Raw genomic sequence first — 16,274 nt, 5'->3', positions numbered from 1 at the left:
CCGTCGCATCCCGCGCCTACACTCCGATCACGCCCGCGCATCCCGTGCGCATCGGGCGCATCGATCAGGAGAACTTCATGCAGCGCGCCGTCCTTGCCCTCCCACTCATCCTCATGGCCGGGATGGCCCAGGCCCAGCAGGCCGGCGACTGCAATGCGCTGGTCGCGCCCAAGTCGATGCCGATCCGCCCGACCATCGTGGCGCCGGTGTCGGGCGAGCTGAGCGTGCCCAGCCACCAGCTCGGCGCACCGACCGGCGTACTTGCGCATGCCTACGACGAGGCGCAGTCGATCGACCAGGTGGTGTTCCGGCTGAAGCTGGAGAACTGCCAGAGCCTGGCCAAGGCGATGCCGGCCACCACGCCGGCCGCGGCCGAGACGCAGGCGCCGGCCGCGTACAAGCCGCGCACCGAGTTCGACAACGGTCCGTGGCGCTTCGACATGAATCAGAACGGCAAGCGCATGACCGCCGAGGAGTTCGACGCCTGGATGAAGTCGCGTGGCGTGCGCGTGGCCAAGGGCGCACCAGCCGCGGCGGCCGCGCCGGCGCCGGCGGAGAACGCCGAGGCGGCCGTAGCCGAGGGCGACGGCCAGTAAGCCATGGCGGTTCCGAAGTTGACCCGAGGGCGGCCGCGAAAGCGGCCGCTGTCGCGATGGGAGCGATGATCCGCCACGGCCTTGCCCGCACCCTGTCCAAGCAGGGGGTGTGTTCGCGTACCGAGGCGACGCGATGGGTGCAGGCGGGGCGGGTCAGCGTGGACGGGCGCGTGGTCCGCGATCCCGAGTTCCCGGTCGTGCGCGACCGCCACTCGATCCGGGTCGACGGCCTCGACCTGCGACCGCCGACGCCGTTCTACCTGATGCTCAACAAGCCGCGCGGCCTGGTCACCACGGTCCGCGACGAGCAGGGGCGCGACACTGTCTACCGCTGCTTCGATGGCGCCAGTCTGCCCTGGATCGCGCCGGTGGGGCGGCTGGACAAGGCCAGCGAAGGGCTGCTGCTGTTCAGCAACGACACCGGCTGGGCATCGCGGATCACCGGTCCGGACTCCGGCCCGGACAAGACCTACCACGTCCAGGTCGGCGGCCAGCCCAGTGCGGAGGTGCTCGCGGCCCTGGTGACCGGCGTCGAGGACGCGGGCGAACACCTGGCCGCACGCAGTGCCCGGGTCCTGCGCCTGGGCAGCCGCAACGCCTGGCTCGAGATCGTGCTCGACGAGGGACGCAACCGGCAGATCCGCCGCCTGCTGGCGGCATTCCAGTTGCCGGTGCTACGGCTGGTCCGGGTCGCGATCGGCGAATTGGCGATCGGAGAACTGGGCAAGGGCGAATGGCGCGAACTCAGTCGCGCCGAGTTCGAAGCGCTGGCGCACCCCACGCGCTGAACCCGCAGCCGCCCGCGGGCCGATTGCCGCGAGCCCGGATCAGGCGGTCTTGAGCACCCCCAGTTCGTGACCGATCCGGGTGAACGCGTCGATGGCGCGGTCCAGGTGCTCGCGGGTATGCGCCGCGCTCATCTGGGTGCGGATGCGTGCCTGCCCCTTCGGTACCACCGGGAAGAAGAAGCCGATCGCGTAGATGCCTTCCTCCAGCAGGCGCGCGGCGAACTGCTGTGCCAGCGGTGCGTCGTACAGCATCACCGGAACGATCGGGTGCACGCCGGGCTTGAGGTCGAAGCCGGCGGCGCTCATCCGCTCGCGGAAGTAGGCGGTATTCGCCGCAAGCCGCTCGCGCAGCTCGCCGGCGCTGGAGAGCATCTCGAAGGCCTTGATGCCGGCGGCGACCACGTGCGGCGGCAGCGAGTTGGAGAACAGGTACGGACGCGAACGCTGGCGCAGCATCTCGATCACTTCGCGCCTGGCGGTGGTGAAGCCGCCCAGTGCGCCGCCCATCGCCTTGCCGAGGGTGCCGGTGATGATGTCGATGCGCTCGAGCACGCCCTTGACCTCGGCCGAGCCCTTGCCGTGGGCGCCGAGAAAGCCGGTCGCGTGGCATTCGTCGATGTGGACCAGGGCGCCGTACTTCTGCGCCAGCGCGGTGATCTCGTCGAGCGGAGCGATGAAACCGTCCATCGAGAACACGCCGTCGGTGGTGATCAGCTTGGTCCGGCAGCCGGCGGCGTCGGCCGCCTGCAGTTGGGCTTCCAGGTCGGCCATGTCGCAGTTGGCGTAACGGAAGCGCTGCGCCTTGCACAGGCGCACGCCGTCGATGATCGACGCGTGGTTGAGGGCGTCGGAGATGATCGCGTCCTCTGGTCCCAGCAGTGGTTCGAACAGGCCACCGTTGGCGTCGAAGCAGGCGGCATAGAGGATGGTGTCCTCGGTGCCGAAGAAGTCGGCGATGGTCTGCTCCAGTCGCTTGTGCAGGTCCTGGGTGCCGCAGATGAAGCGCACCGAGGCCATGCCGAAGCCGTGGCTGTCCAGCGCCTGCTTGGCGGCAGCGATGACATCGGGGTGATCGGCCAGCCCCAGGTAGTTGTTGGCGCAGAAGTTCAGCACCGTGCGGCCGTCGGCGAGGGTGATCTCGGCCGACTGCGGGCTGGTGATGATCCGCTCGGCCTTGAACAGGCCCTGCTCGCGGATCGAGTCGAGTTCGTCGGCGTAGCGGGCGGTCAGCGAGGCGGGGGCGGTGTCGTTCGGCATGGTCGGCTCCGGCGTGGGCGGGGAGGGCGCGGGGAAAACGCCATTCTATCGGCTGGGCGCACGGGGATCGCGGCAGGGAGGGCCGGTATCGCCTAGCATCGATGCATGGACTCCCGCAGCGGACCCATGCCGGCCTGCCTGCCGCCGCCGTGGTGGCTGCCGCTGCTGTGCGCGCTGCTGCCGCTGGTGGCCGGGCACGTGGCGCTATGGCTGTCGGTCCGCGACGGGCTGGTGCCGGCCTGCGTGCCGTATATCGATGGCTGCGTGTCGATCAGCCGGGCGGCACGACACGGAGTCGGCAATGGTCTGTTCAAGGCCCTGATGCTGCCTGCGGCGGGGTTGCAGGCACTGTTCTGGTGGCGGGCGCGGCGCTGGTTGCAGCTGCGTGGTGGGCGCGATCCGGCGGAGATCGCCTGGCTGGGTATCGTCGCGGGCGCGTTCCTGGCCCTGTACACCAGCGCCCTCGGCAGCGAGGGCGAGATCTACGGCCTGCTGCGTCGCTACGGCATCACCGTCTATTTCGGCGGCACCTTCCTTGCCCTGATGGCGCTGTTGCGGCGGATGTCGCACGACCGGGAGGACGCGCCCGGGTTCGCGGCGCTGCGCAGGGTCGCGGTCGGAATGCTGGCCGTCGGCCTGACCAGCGTGGCGGTCACCGCGACGCTCGTCGACCCGATGGCGCGGGAGCGTTGGGAGAACCGTCTGGAGTGGATCCTGGGCCTGTGGCTGACCGCGATGTTCCTGGTGTTCGCCTGGCAGTGGTGGCGCGAGCGGCGGCATGCTGTGCCCCGGTAGGCGCGGCGACCGGAGATTCGGAAAAGAGGGCTTTCCGTGAACGCTTCATCGCGGCTTACGCCGCTCCTACGAAAACCTGTTGCCGCCCCCGATGCCGACGAAGCCGCCCGGACTCGCAGGACGTCCCGCGGTCCGAGCATGCGAACGGACAACGTCAACGCCATCCGCCGGCACGGAATCCCGTAGCAGCGGCGTGAGTCGCGATGGGGCTTCCGCGGGGCCTACGGTGCCTGTGGGGGCTCGCGGTCGTCGCCGCGCGGGCGGGCCGGCAGGCGCGCGCCGCGGATCATCGTCGCGACCAGGCCGGCGAGCAACAGCGCGACCAGCCCGGTCAGCCACGCGGCTGCGGACATCGCCGGCTCAGACCCAGCTCAGCACGACCTTGCCGGCCTTGCCCGATTCCATCAGGTCGAAGCCTTCCTGGAAGTCGTCGATCGGCAGTTGATGGGTCAGCACCTTGCCGAGCGGGAAGCCCGACAGCACCAGTTGGGTCATCTTGTACCAGGTCTCGTACATCTTGCGGCCGTAGATGCCGTGGATGGTCAGGCCCTTGAAGATGATCTTGTCCCAGTCGGCGCCGGCGCCCTTGGGCATGATGCCGAGCATCGCGATCTTGCCGCCGTGGTACATGCAGTCGAGCATGTCGTTGAACGCGCGCGGATTGCCGCTCATTTCCAGGCCGACGTCGAAGCCCTCCATGTGCAGGTCGGCCATCACTTCCTTCAGCGAGGTGTTGGCGACGTTGACCACGCGGGTCGCGCCCATGTCGGCGGCGAGCTTGAGGCGGTAGTCGTTGACGTCGGTGACGACCACGTTGCGCGCGCCGATGTACTTGCAGATGCCGGCGGCGATGATGCCGATCGGACCCGCGCCGGTGATCAGCACGTCCTCGCCGACCACGTCGAATTCCAGCGCACAGTGCGCGGCATTGCCGTAGGGGTCGAAGAACGCGGCCAGCTCGCCGGGGATCTGATCGGGGATCGGCCACAGGTTGCTGGCCGGCATCACGATGTACTCGGCGAACGCGCCGTTGCGATTGACGCCGATGCCGATCGTGTTCGGACACAGGTGTTGGCGGCCGGCGCGGCAGTTGCGGCAGTGGCCGCAGACGATGTGACCCTCGGCGGAGACGCGCTGGCCCGGGCGGTAGCCGGTGACGCCTGGGCCGATCTCGACCACGCGGCCGACGAACTCGTGGCCGATCACCAGTCCCGGCTCGATCGTGCGCTGGCTCCACTCGTCCCACAGGTAGATGTGCAGGTCGGTGCCGCAGATCGCGGTCTTTTCCAGCTTGACCAGGACCTCGTTCGGGCCCGGTGACGGCACCGGCACCTGTTCCATCCAGATGCCCTTGCCTGCTTCGCGTTTGACCAGGGCCTTCATCATTTGCGTCATGGGGGTCGCCGAGGCGGTTGGGGAGATCGGCAATTATACGCCGGGCCCCCTGGGCGCCCCGATCGGCAGCGATGGCCGCCACGGGGCGGCGACCTTGCGCGTCGTGGCCGTTGGCCGCCGCCGCGGGCCGCCGGTTTGCCCACGGCCGCAGGCTTGACCTATCGTCCGGCTTCCCTGTGCCGGATTGACGGACTGATGAACGGATCGACCATGCGCCACCGTCTGTTGTTGCCCGCCCTCGCGTCCGCGCTGATCGTTTCCGCCACCGGAGCCGCGCACGCCGACGAGGGCATGTGGATGCCCTCGCAACTGCCGGACATCGCCGCGCAGATGAAGGCGGCCGGCTTCGAGGGCCGGCCCGAAGCGCTGAGCGAGCTGGCGCAGCCGCCGATGAACGCCGTGGTCAAGGTTGGCGGCGGCAGCGGTGCGTTCGTCTCCGGCGACGGTCTGGTGCTGACCAACCACCACGTCGCCTTCGGGGTGATCCAGTACAACAGTTCGCCGCAGCGCGACCTGATCGCCGAGGGCTTCGTCGCCGCCGATCGTGCCACCGAGCTGCCGGCCAATCCCGACTACCGGGTGCTGGTGACCACCGGATTCGAGCGCATCACCGATCGTGTTCTGGCCGCCGCGCGTGGCAAGCGCGGGCGCGCCTACTTCGACGCCGTCGATAGCGCCGGCAAGGCTGCGGTCGCCGAGTGCGAGCAGATGCCGGCGCAGCGTTGCAGCGTCGCCAACATGGACTACGGCAGCGACTTCTATCTGGTGAAGCAGCTCGAGCTGCGCGACATCCGTCTGGTGTACGCGCCGCCGAGCAGCATCGGCAACTACGGCGGCGAGGTCGACAACTTCATGTGGCCTCGCCACAGCGGCGACTTCACCCTGTTGCGCGCCTATGTCGGTCCGGACGGGCGCCCGGCCGATCACTCGCCCGACAACGTGCCGTTCCATCCGCCGGCGCATCTGCGGGTGTCGACCCGCAACGTCAAGCAGGGCGACTACGCGATGCTGGCCGGGTATCCCGGCATCACCTTCCGCCACCGGATGGCTTCCGAATTCGCAGGTCAGGTCGACTGGCAGCTGCCCTCGCGGGTGGCGCTGTACCGGCGCATGATCGAGGTGATCGAGAACGCCAGTGCCGACGACGGCGAGGCGCGGGTGCGCTACGCCTCGTTGCTGCGCGGACTGCTCAACGGCCTCAAGCGCGCCCAGGGCGAGCTCGACGGACTGCGCCGCAGCGACGCGGTCGCCACCCGCCGTTCCGACGAGGCGGCGATGCTGGCCTGGCTCGACAGCCAGGACGACGCCGACACGACCCGTGCCGACATCGCCGCCGCGCAGGCGGTGCTCGACGAGGTCGCCGCGACCCGCGAACGCGACCAACTGGTCACCACGATCCTGCGACTGCCGCAGTTGCTGCGCGCGGCGGTGACCGTGCAGAGGCTGGCGATCGAACGCGAGCGGCCCGACGCCGAACGCGAGTCGGGCTACCAGCAACGCGACACGGCCTTGATCGAGGGCCAGTTGCGCCAGCTCCAGCGCCGCTATGCGCCGGCGGTCGAACAGGCCCTGCTGACCGACCTGGTGCTTCAATACCAGGCGCTGCCGGCGGACCAGCACCTGGCCGAGTTCGATGCGGTGTTCGGCACCACCCCGGAGCAGGTGCGCGCCGCGGTCGCCGCGCTGTACGCCGGCACCTCATTCGGAGACGAGACGGTGCGGGTCGCGGCGATGCAGGCGGATCGAGAAACGTTGTCGGCTTCGCAGGACCCGTTGCTGCGCGCGACCGCGCGCCTGATGCCGGCGATCCTGCGGCTGGAAGACGCCTACAAGACCCACGAGGGCGAGCTGCTGCGCCTGCGTCCGGCCTACATGCGCACCCTGATCGGCCATCGCCGCGCCAACGGCGAGGCGGTGTACCCCGATGCGAACTCGACCTTGCGGGTCAGCTACGGCCGGATCAGCACCCTCGATCCGCGCGACGGCGTGCGCTACCTGCCGTTGACCACGGTGAAGGGCATCGTCGAAAAGCACACCGGCGAGGAACCCTTCGACGCGCCGCAGCCGTTGCTGGAGGCGATCGCCAAGGGCGATTTCGGCAGCACCGCCGAGCCGAGCCTGGCCACCCAGACCGTCAACTTCATGACCAACCTCGACACCACCGGAGGCAACTCCGGTTCCCCGGTGATGGATGCCGAGGGTCGGCTGATCGGCCTGAACTTCGACAGCAACTGGGAAGCGGTCAGCGCCAGCTGGATGTACGACCCGCGCTACAAGCGCGCGATCCACGTCGACATGCGCTATCTGCGCTGGCTGATGGCCAAGGTCTATCCTGCGCCGCACTTGCTGGAGGAGATGCGGCTGCCGGCCGAATGACGCGCCTGCGTCCGGGGCATCGGCGGCTGCCCGAGGAGGGGTGGCCGCCGCAGGTGGCGGCGGAGAGGGGGCAATGGCGCGGGTGCGGCAAGTCGCGCGCCAGTATCGGCACTGGCCACTCCATAATTGAAATGTTATAACATTTCAATTATGGAGTGGGAGCGATCTGCAATGAAGTCTGCCGGGCTTCAGTTGTTCGACATCTCTGCGATCGGCCTGTCGGGATTGTGCCTGCTGCATTGCCTCGCCTTGCCGGCATTGGCGGCGTTCCTGCCGATGCTTGCCGCGGGCGCCGATGCCGCCTGGGTGCACCTGCTGCTGTTGGCGCTGGCCGCACCACTGGCGGCGACCGGGCTGTGGTGCTCGCACCGCCAGTGCCCGCTGCCATGGGCCTTGTGGTTGCTGGCGGGCTTCGGGCTGGTGGCGCTGCTGGCCGGTGCGCTCGGCTGGCCCACCGAGAGCCGGGAGACCGTGCTCACCGTCGCCGGCAGCCTGTCGCTGGCGGCGGCGCATGTCTGGAACTGGTTCCGGCGTCTCCGGATCGCGATGGATGCCGGCGCCTACCGCAACCGGCGCATGGCGTCGGATTGACCATCACCAAACCCCGCGGGCTAGACTCGCCGATTGATCTGTTCAGTAGGGAGATGCTTCAGATGCGTTATTCGATCCTGGCGATGGCCGCGACCTTGTTCGTTGCCTGCACAGTCGCCGGAGACGCCCGCGCGGGCGAAGGCATGTGGGTGCCGCAGCAATTGCCGGAGATCGCCAAGCCGCTGCGCAAGGCCGGCCTGAAGCTCAAGGCCGAACAGCTGGCCGATCTGACCGGCGATCCGATGGGCGCGGTGGTTTCGCTGGGCGGCTGTACCGCCAGCTTCGTCTCGCCGCAGGGGTTGGTGGTGACCAACCACCACTGCGCGTATGGCGCCATCCAGCTCAACTCGACGCCCGAGCGCAACCTGATGCAGGACGGCTTCAATGCGCCGACCCCGGGCGACGAAGTCTCGGCCGGCCCCAATGCGCGGATCTACGCGCTGGACTCGATCCGCGACGTCACCGAACAGGTCACCGCCGCGATCGCCGCCGCACCCGATGCGCTGGGCCGCACCCGCGCGCTGGAGAATGTGGAGAAGCAGCTGGTCGCCGATTGCGAGGCCGAGGACGGTTACCGCTGCCGCCTCTACAGCTTCGCCGGCGGCAACACCTATCGGCTGTTCCGCAACCTCGAGATCCGCGACGTGCGCCTGGTCTACGCGCCGCCGGGCAGCATCGGCAATTACGGCGGCGAGGTCGACAACTGGATGTGGCCACGCCACACCGGCGATTTCTCGTTCTACCGCGCCTATGTCGGCAAGGACGGCAAGCCGGCGGCCTTTGCCGACGACAACGTGCCTTACCAGCCGCGGCACTGGCTGAAGATCGCCGACCGTCCGCTCGAGCCCGGCGACTTCGTGATGGTCGCAGGCTATCCGGGCCGCACCGCGCGCTACGCGCTTGCCGAGGAGTTCGACGAGACCGCGGACTGGACCTATCCGACCGTCGGCCAGCACTACAAGAACCTGATCGCCCTGGTCGAGGCTGCCGGCAAGGACGATCCCGATGTCGCGGTCAAGTACGCCAGCACCGTGCGTGGCTGGCAGAACGCGATGAAGAACTACGACGGCCAGCTGGAGGGCTTCCGTCGCATCGATGCCGCCGCGGCCAAGCAGGCCGAGGAAGCGGCGGTGCTGGAGTGGCTGCGTGGCCAGGGCGAGAAGGGCAAGCCGGCGCTGGACGCCCACGCCCGCCTGGTCGAGCTCGACGAGCAGGCCCGCGCCCATCGCGAACGCGACCTGGTGTTCGGCCAGTTGCGCCGTACCGGCGCGATCGGCGCCGCGGTCCAGCTCTATCGCCTGTCGATCGAGCGCGCCAAGCCCGATGCCGAGCGCGAACCCGGCTACCAGGAACGCGACCTGCCGGCGTTCGAAGGCGGCCTGAGGCAGATGGAGCGTCGCTACGAGCCGAAGATGGATCGCCAGCTGCAGGCCTACTGGCTGCGCGAGTATCTCAAGTTGCCTCAGGACCAGCGCGTCGCGGTGGTCGACGAATGGCTCGGTGGCGACGATGAGCGCGCGATCGAGCGGGCGTTGGGCAAGCTCGCCAGGACCGACCTGGGCATCACCGACATCCGCCTCAACCTGATGAAGTCCGATCGCGCCGCATTCGAGAAGAGCCGCGATCCGGCGATCCGGTTCGCGGTGGCGATCATGCCGACCCTGCTGGCGCTGGAGGAGGAGGGCAAGGCCCGCGCCGGCGACGCGCTGCTGGCGCGCCCGCTGTACCTGCAGGCGGTCGCCGACTACCGCAAGAGCAAGGGCGAACACGTCTATCCCGACGCCAATTCCTCGCTGCGGATCACTTTCGGCAACGTGATGGGCTACACCAAGGCCGACGGCAGCGCACAGGCGCCGTTCACCCAGCTGGAGCAGATCGCGGCCAAGGCGACCGGCGAGGCGCCGTTCGATCCGCCGCAGACGTTGCTGGACGCGATCGCGGCCAAGAACTACGGCGGTCTGGAAGACCGCAAGCTGGGCACCGTGCCGGTCAACTTCATGGCCGACCTGGACATCACCGGCGGCAACTCGGGTTCGCCGGCGATGGACGCGCACGGCCGCCTGGTCGGACTGGTGTTCGACATGAACTGGGAAAGCGTCAGCTCGAACTGGGTGTTCGATCCGGCGATGACCCGGGTGATCGGCGTCGATCAGCGCTACATGCGCTGGATCATGCAGGAAGTGTTCCCGGCACCGCAGGTGCTGGCCGAGCTGGGCGTGCCCGAGAAGGAGTGACGACGCCCGCGTGGATGCACAGACGGGCCGGCATCGCCGGCCCGTCTGCGTTGGCGCAAGGCCATTGCGGCCGGGGTCAGATCTCCGGTTCGCAGAGGAAGTAGCCGTCGGAGTAGTTGTGCGTGCCCTTGCCCCAACTCTCGCGGCTGCCATCGCAACGGATGGCGCTGTAGCCGACCACCTGTCCGGCATCGTCGAAGTAGTAGTAGAACTGCCCGGGTCCGGTCGGGCCGATCGCGGCGATCGCCGCACCCGCGGCGACAGTGGCGGCCAACCCCAGCATCAAGACGATCTTCCTGCGCATGGTTCGTTCCCTGTGTTGGTGCGCCGGCGTCATTGCCGGCCTGCCGATTGCCGGGGTAGCGGCACGCCGTGTCCAGTGACCACGGTTGGGGCGATTGCGGTTCTGTGACTTGCGACCGCGGCGGTGCGTCGAATTGTGCGGTCGGTTGCGGTTGGGGCCTGGGCCTGGGCCAGGGTGGCCCGGAAGGAAGCGGATGCTTCGTATGCCTCACTGATAAGGCGTCGTATGTCGAAGGCGGGCGAAATCGATTGCCGACCTTGATGAAGGGGCATTGATTCAATGCAAGAATCAAAGGCTTCCGCCACCAGGGCGGCGGGCGGCTTTTCTTTGCTGGCCCAAAGAAAAGTCGCCAAAAGAAAGGGCCTCCCCGACGGAGCACAATCATGAGCGGAGTGCCTTCCGGGATTTTTCGACTCGCCATCCCTGGCTCGACCGAAAAACGGCGCGCGTCCCTGCGCGCCGCCCTCCGGGTCTGCGACCGGTGTGGGCTGTCCGAGTGCCAGCAAGTTCAAGAGCGCCCGTTGCTGTCGGCTGTCGGCTGTTGACCTTGACCTTCAGCGACTTAAAGCCCGCCGCGCACCGCAGGGGGCGGCGGCCGTAGAGGCGCCCATGTCTGAGCGCAGCGAGTTTGGGCGCCGTGCCGCCGGCCTCGAGGCGCACAGGGGACCGGGGCGGCGAAGCCGACCCGGCGGGCGTCAGGAGCGGGCGGTTTTGGTTCCTTTTGCCAAGACAAAAGGAACCCGCCGAAGGCGGAAGCCTTTGATCTTGATCCAAGAAGAAGAAACCTTGGACGATGCCCGGTTGCCGGGACGGCGCAGCCGACCCGGCGGGCGTCAGGAGCCGGCGGTTTTGGTTCCTTTTGCCAAGACAATAAGGAACCCGCCGAAGGCGGAAGCCTTTGATCTTGATCCAAGAAGAAGAAACCTTGGACGATGCCCGGTTGCCGGGACGGCGCGGCCGTCCCGGCGGGCGTCGGGAGCGGGCGGTTTTGGCTCCTTTTGCAAGACAAAAGGAACCCGCCGAAGGCGGAAGCCTTTGCCATTGATTCAGCGAACACGAGCCTGTGCGCCGAGGGGCAATATCAACTTCCGCCGCCGCAGGACAAGCTGTGCTGCTGCGGCTACCCCGCCGGCAACGAATAGTCGAACGTATAGAAATGCCTGCCATCGACGATATCGATCGCGATACGGCCGCGCAGGCCGACCAGTTCGCCGTCGCCGGAGTCGGGCACCACCGTGAGCGACAGGCTCGGAGCGCCGCGCTCCAGGGTGCCGTTGTGCTGGGTCACGAAACTGCCGCGACGGCCGTCGAGCGTGCCCTCGATGCGCTCGATCGCGACATAGGCCGCCGAGCCTTCGACCGCGGTGCCGACGGCGAGCATGTGGACCACGGCGGTCGCCTCCAGTGGACCCTGGAAGCGCTTGTCGAAGCGCACGTGGCGAGTCTGGGCCTCGCCACCGAGATCGAGCATGCCCTGCGGCGTGGCGCTGACTTCGAACTCGCCCTTGACCTGCCTGTCCATCGATCGCACTCCGTGGTTCTGGGTTGGGAGAGGGCATCTTGACCCGGCAAGCGGCGGTTTCCAACGCAACTGTTGCATCGCCGCACCAGTCTGCTAGCCTCCTCGACATCGCGGATTCCCATGCCAGCCGGCCCCGTTTCCCGACCGAAGGTACCGTCCAGGCCTCAAGCCCGGGCCGTATCGACCGACCTGCAGGCCCTGCCACAGGTCCAGCCGTGCCCGACGGGCGCGGTCCAATCCGTCCAGCGTGCCGGCTGCATGTGTTCCGCGGGTCATTCCACCCACTGGAGCACGAAATGAAAGTCCTGGCCTGCGATGGCATCCATGAAGACGGCCTCAACCTGTTCCGCGACGCGGGATGGGAGGTCGAAATCGCCCCCGAACCGATCAAGGATCCCGAGGTCCTGGCCGATACCCTGGCCGACTTCGACGCCGTGCTGGTGCGCTCGGCGACCAAGGTGCCGGCCAGCGCACTGGCCAGTGCGGCGAAGCTGAAGGTGATCGGCAGGGCCGGCGCGGGCGTCGACACCATCGACGTCGATGCCGCCACCGCCCGCGGCATCGCGGTGATGAACGCGCCCGACGGCAATACCCTGGCCGCCGCCGAGCACGCGATCTCGCTGCTGTTCGCGCTGGCCCGCCACATCCCGCGCGCCGACGCCGGGATGAAGGCCGGCGAATGGCCCAAGGCCGGACTCACCGGTTTCGAACTGGAGGGCAAGAAACTGGGCGTGATCGGACTGGGCCGGATCGGCGGCACGGTCGCGCGCAAGGCCGCCGGCATCGGCATGGAGGTCGCCGCGCACGACCCGTTCCTGCCGGCCGGGGCCGCCGCCAAGGGCAGCGTGCCGCTCAAGAGCCTGGACGAGCTGCTGGCCTGGGCCGACATCGTCACCCTGCACATCCCGCGGACCAAGGACACCACCCATCTGCTGTCGGAAGCGCGCATGCGCTCGATGAAGAAGGGCGCCTACCTGATCAACGCCGCCCGCGGGGGCCTGGTCGACGAGGCCGCGCTGCTGGCCCTGCTCGACGAGGGCCATCTGGCCGGCGCCGCGCTGGACACCTTCGCCACCGAGCCGCTGCAGGTGGAGTCGCCGCTACGCGCGCATCCGCGGCTGATCCTGACCCCGCATCTGGGCGCGTCGACCAGCGAGGCGCAGCAGGCAGTCAGCACCATCCTGGCACGCCAGATCATCGATTTCACCGCCACCGGCGCGGTCGCCGGCTGCGTCAACCTGCCGCCGCTGACCGCCGAGGCCGCGCGCGAGGTCGGTCCGTGGATGCCGCTGATGTCGGCGTTGGGCCGGCTGGCGGCCCGGCTGGTGCCGGCGCCGACCCGTCTGCATGTCACCTACGCCGGCCGCACCGAGGGCCTGGATACGCGTCCGCTGACCCGCCTGCTGGTGGCGGCGTTGATGGGGACCGCGTCGGGACGGGTGACCCCGGTCAACGCGTTGCACGAGGCCGCCGCGCGCGGGTTGACCGTGGCCGAGACGGTCGGCGGCGACGGCGACGGCTTCGACCGCCTGCTGCGGGTGCGGATCGAGAACGGCGACCGTGCCCGCGAGGTCGAGGCGACCCTGCACCGCGGTCCGCGGGTGGTGCGCCTGGACGGCGTCGAGATCGAGTTCGACCCGCTCGCGCCGGTGCTGCTGATGCGCAACGAGGATCGCCCGGGCATGATCGGCACGGTCGGCTCGAAGCTGGGCACGGCCGGGGTCAACATCGTCAACTTCGCGCTCGGCGCGGCCGGCGACGGTCAGGCGCGCGCGGCGATCACCGTCGACCGTGCGGTTTCCGATGCGGAGCTGGTCGAGCTGCGCGCGATCCCCGGCGTCCTGTCCCTCCACCAGGTGTGAACCGATGCGCGTATTGCTAGCCCGCCACGGGGAGACGCCGTGGAACGCCGAAGGCCGCTACCAGGGCCAGGAAGACATCCCGCTGTCGCCGGTCGGCGAAGCACAGGCGCGCGCGCTGGGCGAACGCCTGCGCGAGCTGTCGATCGCCCGCGCGGTGGCATCGCCGCTGTCGCGCGCGCGCGTCACCGCGCAGTTCGCGCTCGGCGAGCGTGCCGGCCTGCTCGACACCGATCCGGGACTGATGGAGATCGGCCATGGCGAGTGGGAGGGGCTGCTCGCCGGCGAGATCCGCGCGCGCGACCCCGAACGCCTGCGCGCCTGGCGGGAAGCGCCGGAGACGGTGCAGATGCCCGGTGCCGGCGGCGAATCGCTGCAGCAGGTGTTCGACCGCGCCTGGCCGGCCCTGGTCCGTGCCGGCGAGGGACTGGGGGCCGACGACACCCTGCTGGTGGTCGCCCACGACGCGGTCAACCGGGTGATCCTCTGCCATCTGCTCGGGATCCCGTTCCGGAGACTGTGGGGATTCCGTCAGGCCCCGACCACGCTGAACCTGCTGGAAGGCGATCGTATCGAGAGCCTGGACGTCGTCCGCCTCAACGACTGCGGCCATCACACCGCGTTGTTCGGCGAGGCCGTGCACCGCGCACTGTAGGCTGCGCGCGCGCGGGAAGCGCAACGGCCGCCATGCGGAACATGGCGGCCGTTGCGGTCATGGCGGTACCGGCTCAGGGGAGATTGCAGAACAGGTGGCCGTTGGCGACCGAGTTCGAGGTGCGGGTGCCGCTGTAACTGAAGACGCCGTCGCAGCTGACCTGGTAGGTGCCGACGACATTGCCGGCGTCGTCCAGGTAGACGCCCATCTCGCCATTGAGCGGCTTGGCGACGGCGACGCCGGCGACGATGGCGGCGGCCAGGCCCAGGCCGATGATCCACTTGCTACGCGGTTGCATGCGCATCCTGCTTCTCCTTGTATGCGGTCTTCGTTGTTGTGGGTGCCGGCCGATCGACCGACCGGCCGATTCTTGGCAGTGGCGACGGCGGATGCGTAAAGACCGGGTGAGTTCCGCGATAATCGGCGTTCCACATGCTCGAACCGTGCGGCCAGCCGCACCGGCCATGTGACCGTCATTCACCCATCCGCCGCGGACCCGCGGCGTCTGCGCAGGAGCAACGCGTGGCCTCACTCGCCGATTGGCTCGCCCGCATCGAGAAGCAGCACCCCAAGGCCATCGACATGGGCCTGGAGCGCGTACGCGAGGTCGCCGCGCGGATGCGGCTGGGCCGCCCGGCGCGGCAGGTGATCACCGTCGCCGGCACCAACGGCAAGGGCTCGACAGTGGCCTTCGTCGAGGCGATCGCGCGCGCCGCGGGCTGGCGGGTCGGCGCCTACACTTCGCCGCATCTGCTGGCCTACAACGAGCGGGTACGCATCGATGGCGCCGATGCCGACGATGCCGCGCTGGTGGCCGCGCTGGAAGCGGTCGAGACGGCGCGCGACGAGGTCACGCTGACCTATTTCGAGTACGGCACCCTGGCCGCGCTGCGGTTGTTCGAACAGGCCGACCTCGACCTGGCGATCCTCGAAGTCGGTCTCGGCGGCCGTCTGGATGCGACCAACATCGTCGACCCGGACGTGGCCGTGATCACCACGGTCGACATCGACCACCAGGACTGGCTCGGCGAGGACCGCGAGTCGATCGGCCGCGAGAAGGCGGGGATCGCGCGCGGCTGGAAACCGCTGGTGCTGGGCGACGACGACCCGCCGTCCAGCGTGCTGCGCCATGCCTATGCGATCGGCGCCTCGGCACTGCGGATCGGCTGCGATTTCTTCTTCGAGCCGGCGCCGGCCGCCGACGGCCGCTGGCGCTGGCGCGAGGTCGGCGTCGAGCTGACGCTGCCGCAGCCGGCGTTGGCCGGGCCGATGCAGCTGCGCAATGCCGCGGTCGCGATCGCCGCGCTCAGGGCGTTGCCGGAGCCGCCCGGCACGCTGCCGGAGCAGGCCTTTGCCGCCGGGGTGGCCGCGGCGGCGGCGATCGCGCGCTGCCAGCGTTTCCAGTGCGACGGCGTCGACGTGCTGGTCGACGTCGGCCACAACCCGCAGGCGGCGCGGGGCCTGGCCGAATGGCTGCGGGCGCAGCCGGCCAGCGGCCGCACGCTCGCGGTCTATGCGGCCCTGGAGGACAAGGACGCCGCCGGCGTGGTCGGGGCGCTCGCCGATACGGTCGACGCCTGGTACCTGGCCGGCCTGCCGGATGCGGGGCCGCGTGGCGGCGCGGTCGAAGTACTCGCCACGCGTCTGGCCGCCACCGCCGCGGCGGACGCGCCGTGCCGGGCCGACGTCGCCACCGCGATCGCGGCGGCACGGGCCGACGCGCGACCGGGCGACCGGATCCTGGTGTTCGGCTCCTTCCACACCGCGGCGGCGGCGCTTCGGGCATTGGGCTGAGGGCGGCCCCGCCGAGGTTTCCGGCCGTCGCCCGGAGGGCCAGGGAGCGGGCGACTGAACCGCGCCACACACGCCGGGCTGGGGTGCGGACGGGCGGGGGGTATAATC

15 protein-coding genes are annotated in these 16,274 nt (G+C 69.3%); 9 read left to right on the top strand and 6 right to left on the bottom strand.

What is annotated here, in order from left to right; translation table 11 throughout:
* Positions 1-77 precede the first annotated feature (77 nt).
* Positions 78-596 carry a hypothetical protein gene (locus C9I47_RS12480; protein ID WP_111268131.1) on the top strand — a complete coding sequence of 173 codons (519 nt, stop codon included), beginning with the start codon at positions 78-80 and terminating at the stop codon, positions 594-596.
* Between the two features lie 68 nt (positions 597-664).
* On the top strand, positions 665-1,384 hold the full coding sequence (locus C9I47_RS12475) for a pseudouridine synthase (RefSeq protein WP_407067523.1): 720 nt from the start codon (positions 665-667) through the stop codon (positions 1,382-1,384).
* A gap of 39 nt (positions 1,385-1,423) precedes the next feature.
* Here the strand turns inward: C9I47_RS12475 and kbl are convergent, their stop codons facing one another.
* Entirely contained in the window at positions 1,424-2,641 is a 1,218-nt protein-coding gene (gene kbl / locus C9I47_RS12470) for a glycine C-acetyltransferase (RefSeq protein ID WP_111267029.1), read from the bottom strand.
* Positions 2,642-2,746: 105 nt separating this feature from the next.
* Between kbl and C9I47_RS12465 the strand changes: the two genes are divergently transcribed.
* Positions 2,747-3,436 (top strand): hypothetical protein, encoded by a 690-nt coding sequence (locus C9I47_RS12465; protein WP_145985516.1) that lies wholly within the window; start codon positions 2,747-2,749, stop codon positions 3,434-3,436.
* A gap of 221 nt (positions 3,437-3,657) precedes the next feature.
* Here the strand turns inward: C9I47_RS12465 and C9I47_RS18090 are convergent, their stop codons facing one another.
* Together C9I47_RS18090 and tdh are read right to left on the bottom strand one after the other, a co-directional pair.
* Positions 3,658-3,789: a hypothetical protein gene (locus tag C9I47_RS18090; protein WP_262982903.1), complete on the bottom strand. Its 132-nt coding sequence runs from the start codon at positions 3,787-3,789 to the stop codon at positions 3,658-3,660.
* Positions 3,790-3,796: 7 nt separating this feature from the next.
* A complete protein-coding gene (gene tdh, locus C9I47_RS12460; protein WP_190238503.1) occupies positions 3,797-4,831 on the bottom strand; it encodes an L-threonine 3-dehydrogenase in 1,035 nt (344 codons plus the stop codon).
* 210 nt (positions 4,832-5,041) lie between these two features.
* On the opposite strand from tdh, the gene C9I47_RS12455 reads away from it, so the two are divergent.
* The 3 genes from C9I47_RS12455 (at position 5,042) to C9I47_RS12445 (ending at position 10,032) form a co-directional block, all read left to right on the top strand.
* On the top strand, positions 5,042-7,207 hold the full coding sequence (locus C9I47_RS12455) for a S46 family peptidase (RefSeq protein WP_111268129.1): 2,166 nt from the start codon (positions 5,042-5,044) through the stop codon (positions 7,205-7,207).
* 171 nt (positions 7,208-7,378) lie between these two features.
* Positions 7,379-7,798 carry a MerC family mercury resistance protein gene (locus C9I47_RS12450; protein ID WP_111267027.1) on the top strand — a complete coding sequence of 140 codons (420 nt, stop codon included), beginning with the start codon at positions 7,379-7,381 and terminating at the stop codon, positions 7,796-7,798.
* A gap of 62 nt (positions 7,799-7,860) precedes the next feature.
* Entirely contained in the window at positions 7,861-10,032 is a 2,172-nt protein-coding gene (locus tag C9I47_RS12445; RefSeq protein ID WP_111268128.1) for a S46 family peptidase, read from the top strand.
* A 76-nt stretch (positions 10,033-10,108) separates the two neighbouring features.
* On the opposite strand, the gene C9I47_RS12440 is transcribed toward C9I47_RS12445, so the two are convergent.
* Together C9I47_RS12440 and C9I47_RS12435 are read right to left on the bottom strand one after the other, a co-directional pair.
* The gene (locus C9I47_RS12440) at positions 10,109-10,336 is read right to left on the bottom strand and encodes a DUF6289 family protein (protein WP_111267026.1); all 228 of its coding nucleotides are present in this window, start codon (positions 10,334-10,336) and stop codon (positions 10,109-10,111) included.
* A 1,120-nt stretch (positions 10,337-11,456) separates the two neighbouring features.
* Complete coding sequence (locus C9I47_RS12435; protein WP_111267025.1) at positions 11,457-11,858, bottom strand: DUF3224 domain-containing protein; 402 nt, start codon at positions 11,856-11,858, stop codon at positions 11,457-11,459.
* A gap of 296 nt (positions 11,859-12,154) precedes the next feature.
* On the opposite strand from C9I47_RS12435, the gene serA reads away from it, so the two are divergent.
* Positions 12,155-13,720, top strand: a complete 1,566-nt coding sequence (gene serA / locus C9I47_RS12430; protein ID WP_111267024.1) for a phosphoglycerate dehydrogenase — start codon at positions 12,155-12,157, stop codon at positions 13,718-13,720.
* Between the two features lie 4 nt (positions 13,721-13,724).
* Positions 13,725-14,372, top strand: coding sequence for a histidine phosphatase family protein (locus C9I47_RS12425; RefSeq protein ID WP_111267023.1), 648 nt, complete (start codon positions 13,725-13,727; stop codon positions 14,370-14,372).
* Between the two features lie 73 nt (positions 14,373-14,445).
* On the opposite strand, the gene C9I47_RS12420 is transcribed toward C9I47_RS12425, so the two are convergent.
* Positions 14,446-14,670, bottom strand: a complete 225-nt coding sequence (locus C9I47_RS12420; RefSeq protein WP_111267022.1) for a DUF6289 family protein — start codon at positions 14,668-14,670, stop codon at positions 14,446-14,448.
* Between the two features lie 224 nt (positions 14,671-14,894).
* Between C9I47_RS12420 and folC the strand changes: the two genes are divergently transcribed.
* The gene (gene folC, locus C9I47_RS12415; RefSeq protein WP_223250125.1) at positions 14,895-16,166 is read left to right on the top strand and encodes a bifunctional tetrahydrofolate synthase/dihydrofolate synthase; all 1,272 of its coding nucleotides are present in this window, start codon (positions 14,895-14,897) and stop codon (positions 16,164-16,166) included.
* Positions 16,167-16,274 lie beyond the last annotated feature (108 nt).

This window comes from Marilutibacter maris, from assembly GCF_003233695.1.
GTDB classification, from domain to species: Bacteria; Pseudomonadota; Gammaproteobacteria; order Xanthomonadales; family Xanthomonadaceae; genus Marilutibacter; species Marilutibacter maris.
Note: the sequence above shows the minus strand (reverse complement) of the source record. Positions and strands in the feature narration are given on the sequence as shown.

Coding starts and splice junctions, on each gene's coding strand:
- C9I47_RS12480 (WP_111268131.1), top strand. CDS start 78: ATGCAGCGCGCCGTCCTTGCCCTCCCACTCATCCTCATGGCCGGGATG.
- kbl (WP_111267029.1), bottom strand. CDS start 2,641: ATGCCGAACGACACCGCCCCCGCCTCGCTGACCGCCCGCTACGCCGAC.
- C9I47_RS12465 (WP_145985516.1), top strand. CDS start 2,747: ATGGACTCCCGCAGCGGACCCATGCCGGCCTGCCTGCCGCCGCCGTGG.
- C9I47_RS18090 (WP_262982903.1), bottom strand. CDS start 3,789: ATGTCCGCAGCCGCGTGGCTGACCGGGCTGGTCGCGCTGTTGCTCGCC.
- tdh (WP_190238503.1), bottom strand. CDS start 4,831: ATGACGCAAATGATGAAGGCCCTGGTCAAACGCGAAGCAGGCAAGGGC.
- C9I47_RS12455 (WP_111268129.1), top strand. CDS start 5,042: ATGCGCCACCGTCTGTTGTTGCCCGCCCTCGCGTCCGCGCTGATCGTT.
- C9I47_RS12450 (WP_111267027.1), top strand. CDS start 7,379: ATGAAGTCTGCCGGGCTTCAGTTGTTCGACATCTCTGCGATCGGCCTG.
- C9I47_RS12445 (WP_111268128.1), top strand. CDS start 7,861: ATGCGTTATTCGATCCTGGCGATGGCCGCGACCTTGTTCGTTGCCTGC.
- C9I47_RS12440 (WP_111267026.1), bottom strand. CDS start 10,336: ATGCGCAGGAAGATCGTCTTGATGCTGGGGTTGGCCGCCACTGTCGCC.
- C9I47_RS12435 (WP_111267025.1), bottom strand. CDS start 11,858: ATGGACAGGCAGGTCAAGGGCGAGTTCGAAGTCAGCGCCACGCCGCAG.
- serA (WP_111267024.1), top strand. CDS start 12,155: ATGAAAGTCCTGGCCTGCGATGGCATCCATGAAGACGGCCTCAACCTG.
- C9I47_RS12425 (WP_111267023.1), top strand. CDS start 13,725: ATGCGCGTATTGCTAGCCCGCCACGGGGAGACGCCGTGGAACGCCGAA.
- C9I47_RS12420 (WP_111267022.1), bottom strand. CDS start 14,670: ATGCAACCGCGTAGCAAGTGGATCATCGGCCTGGGCCTGGCCGCCGCC.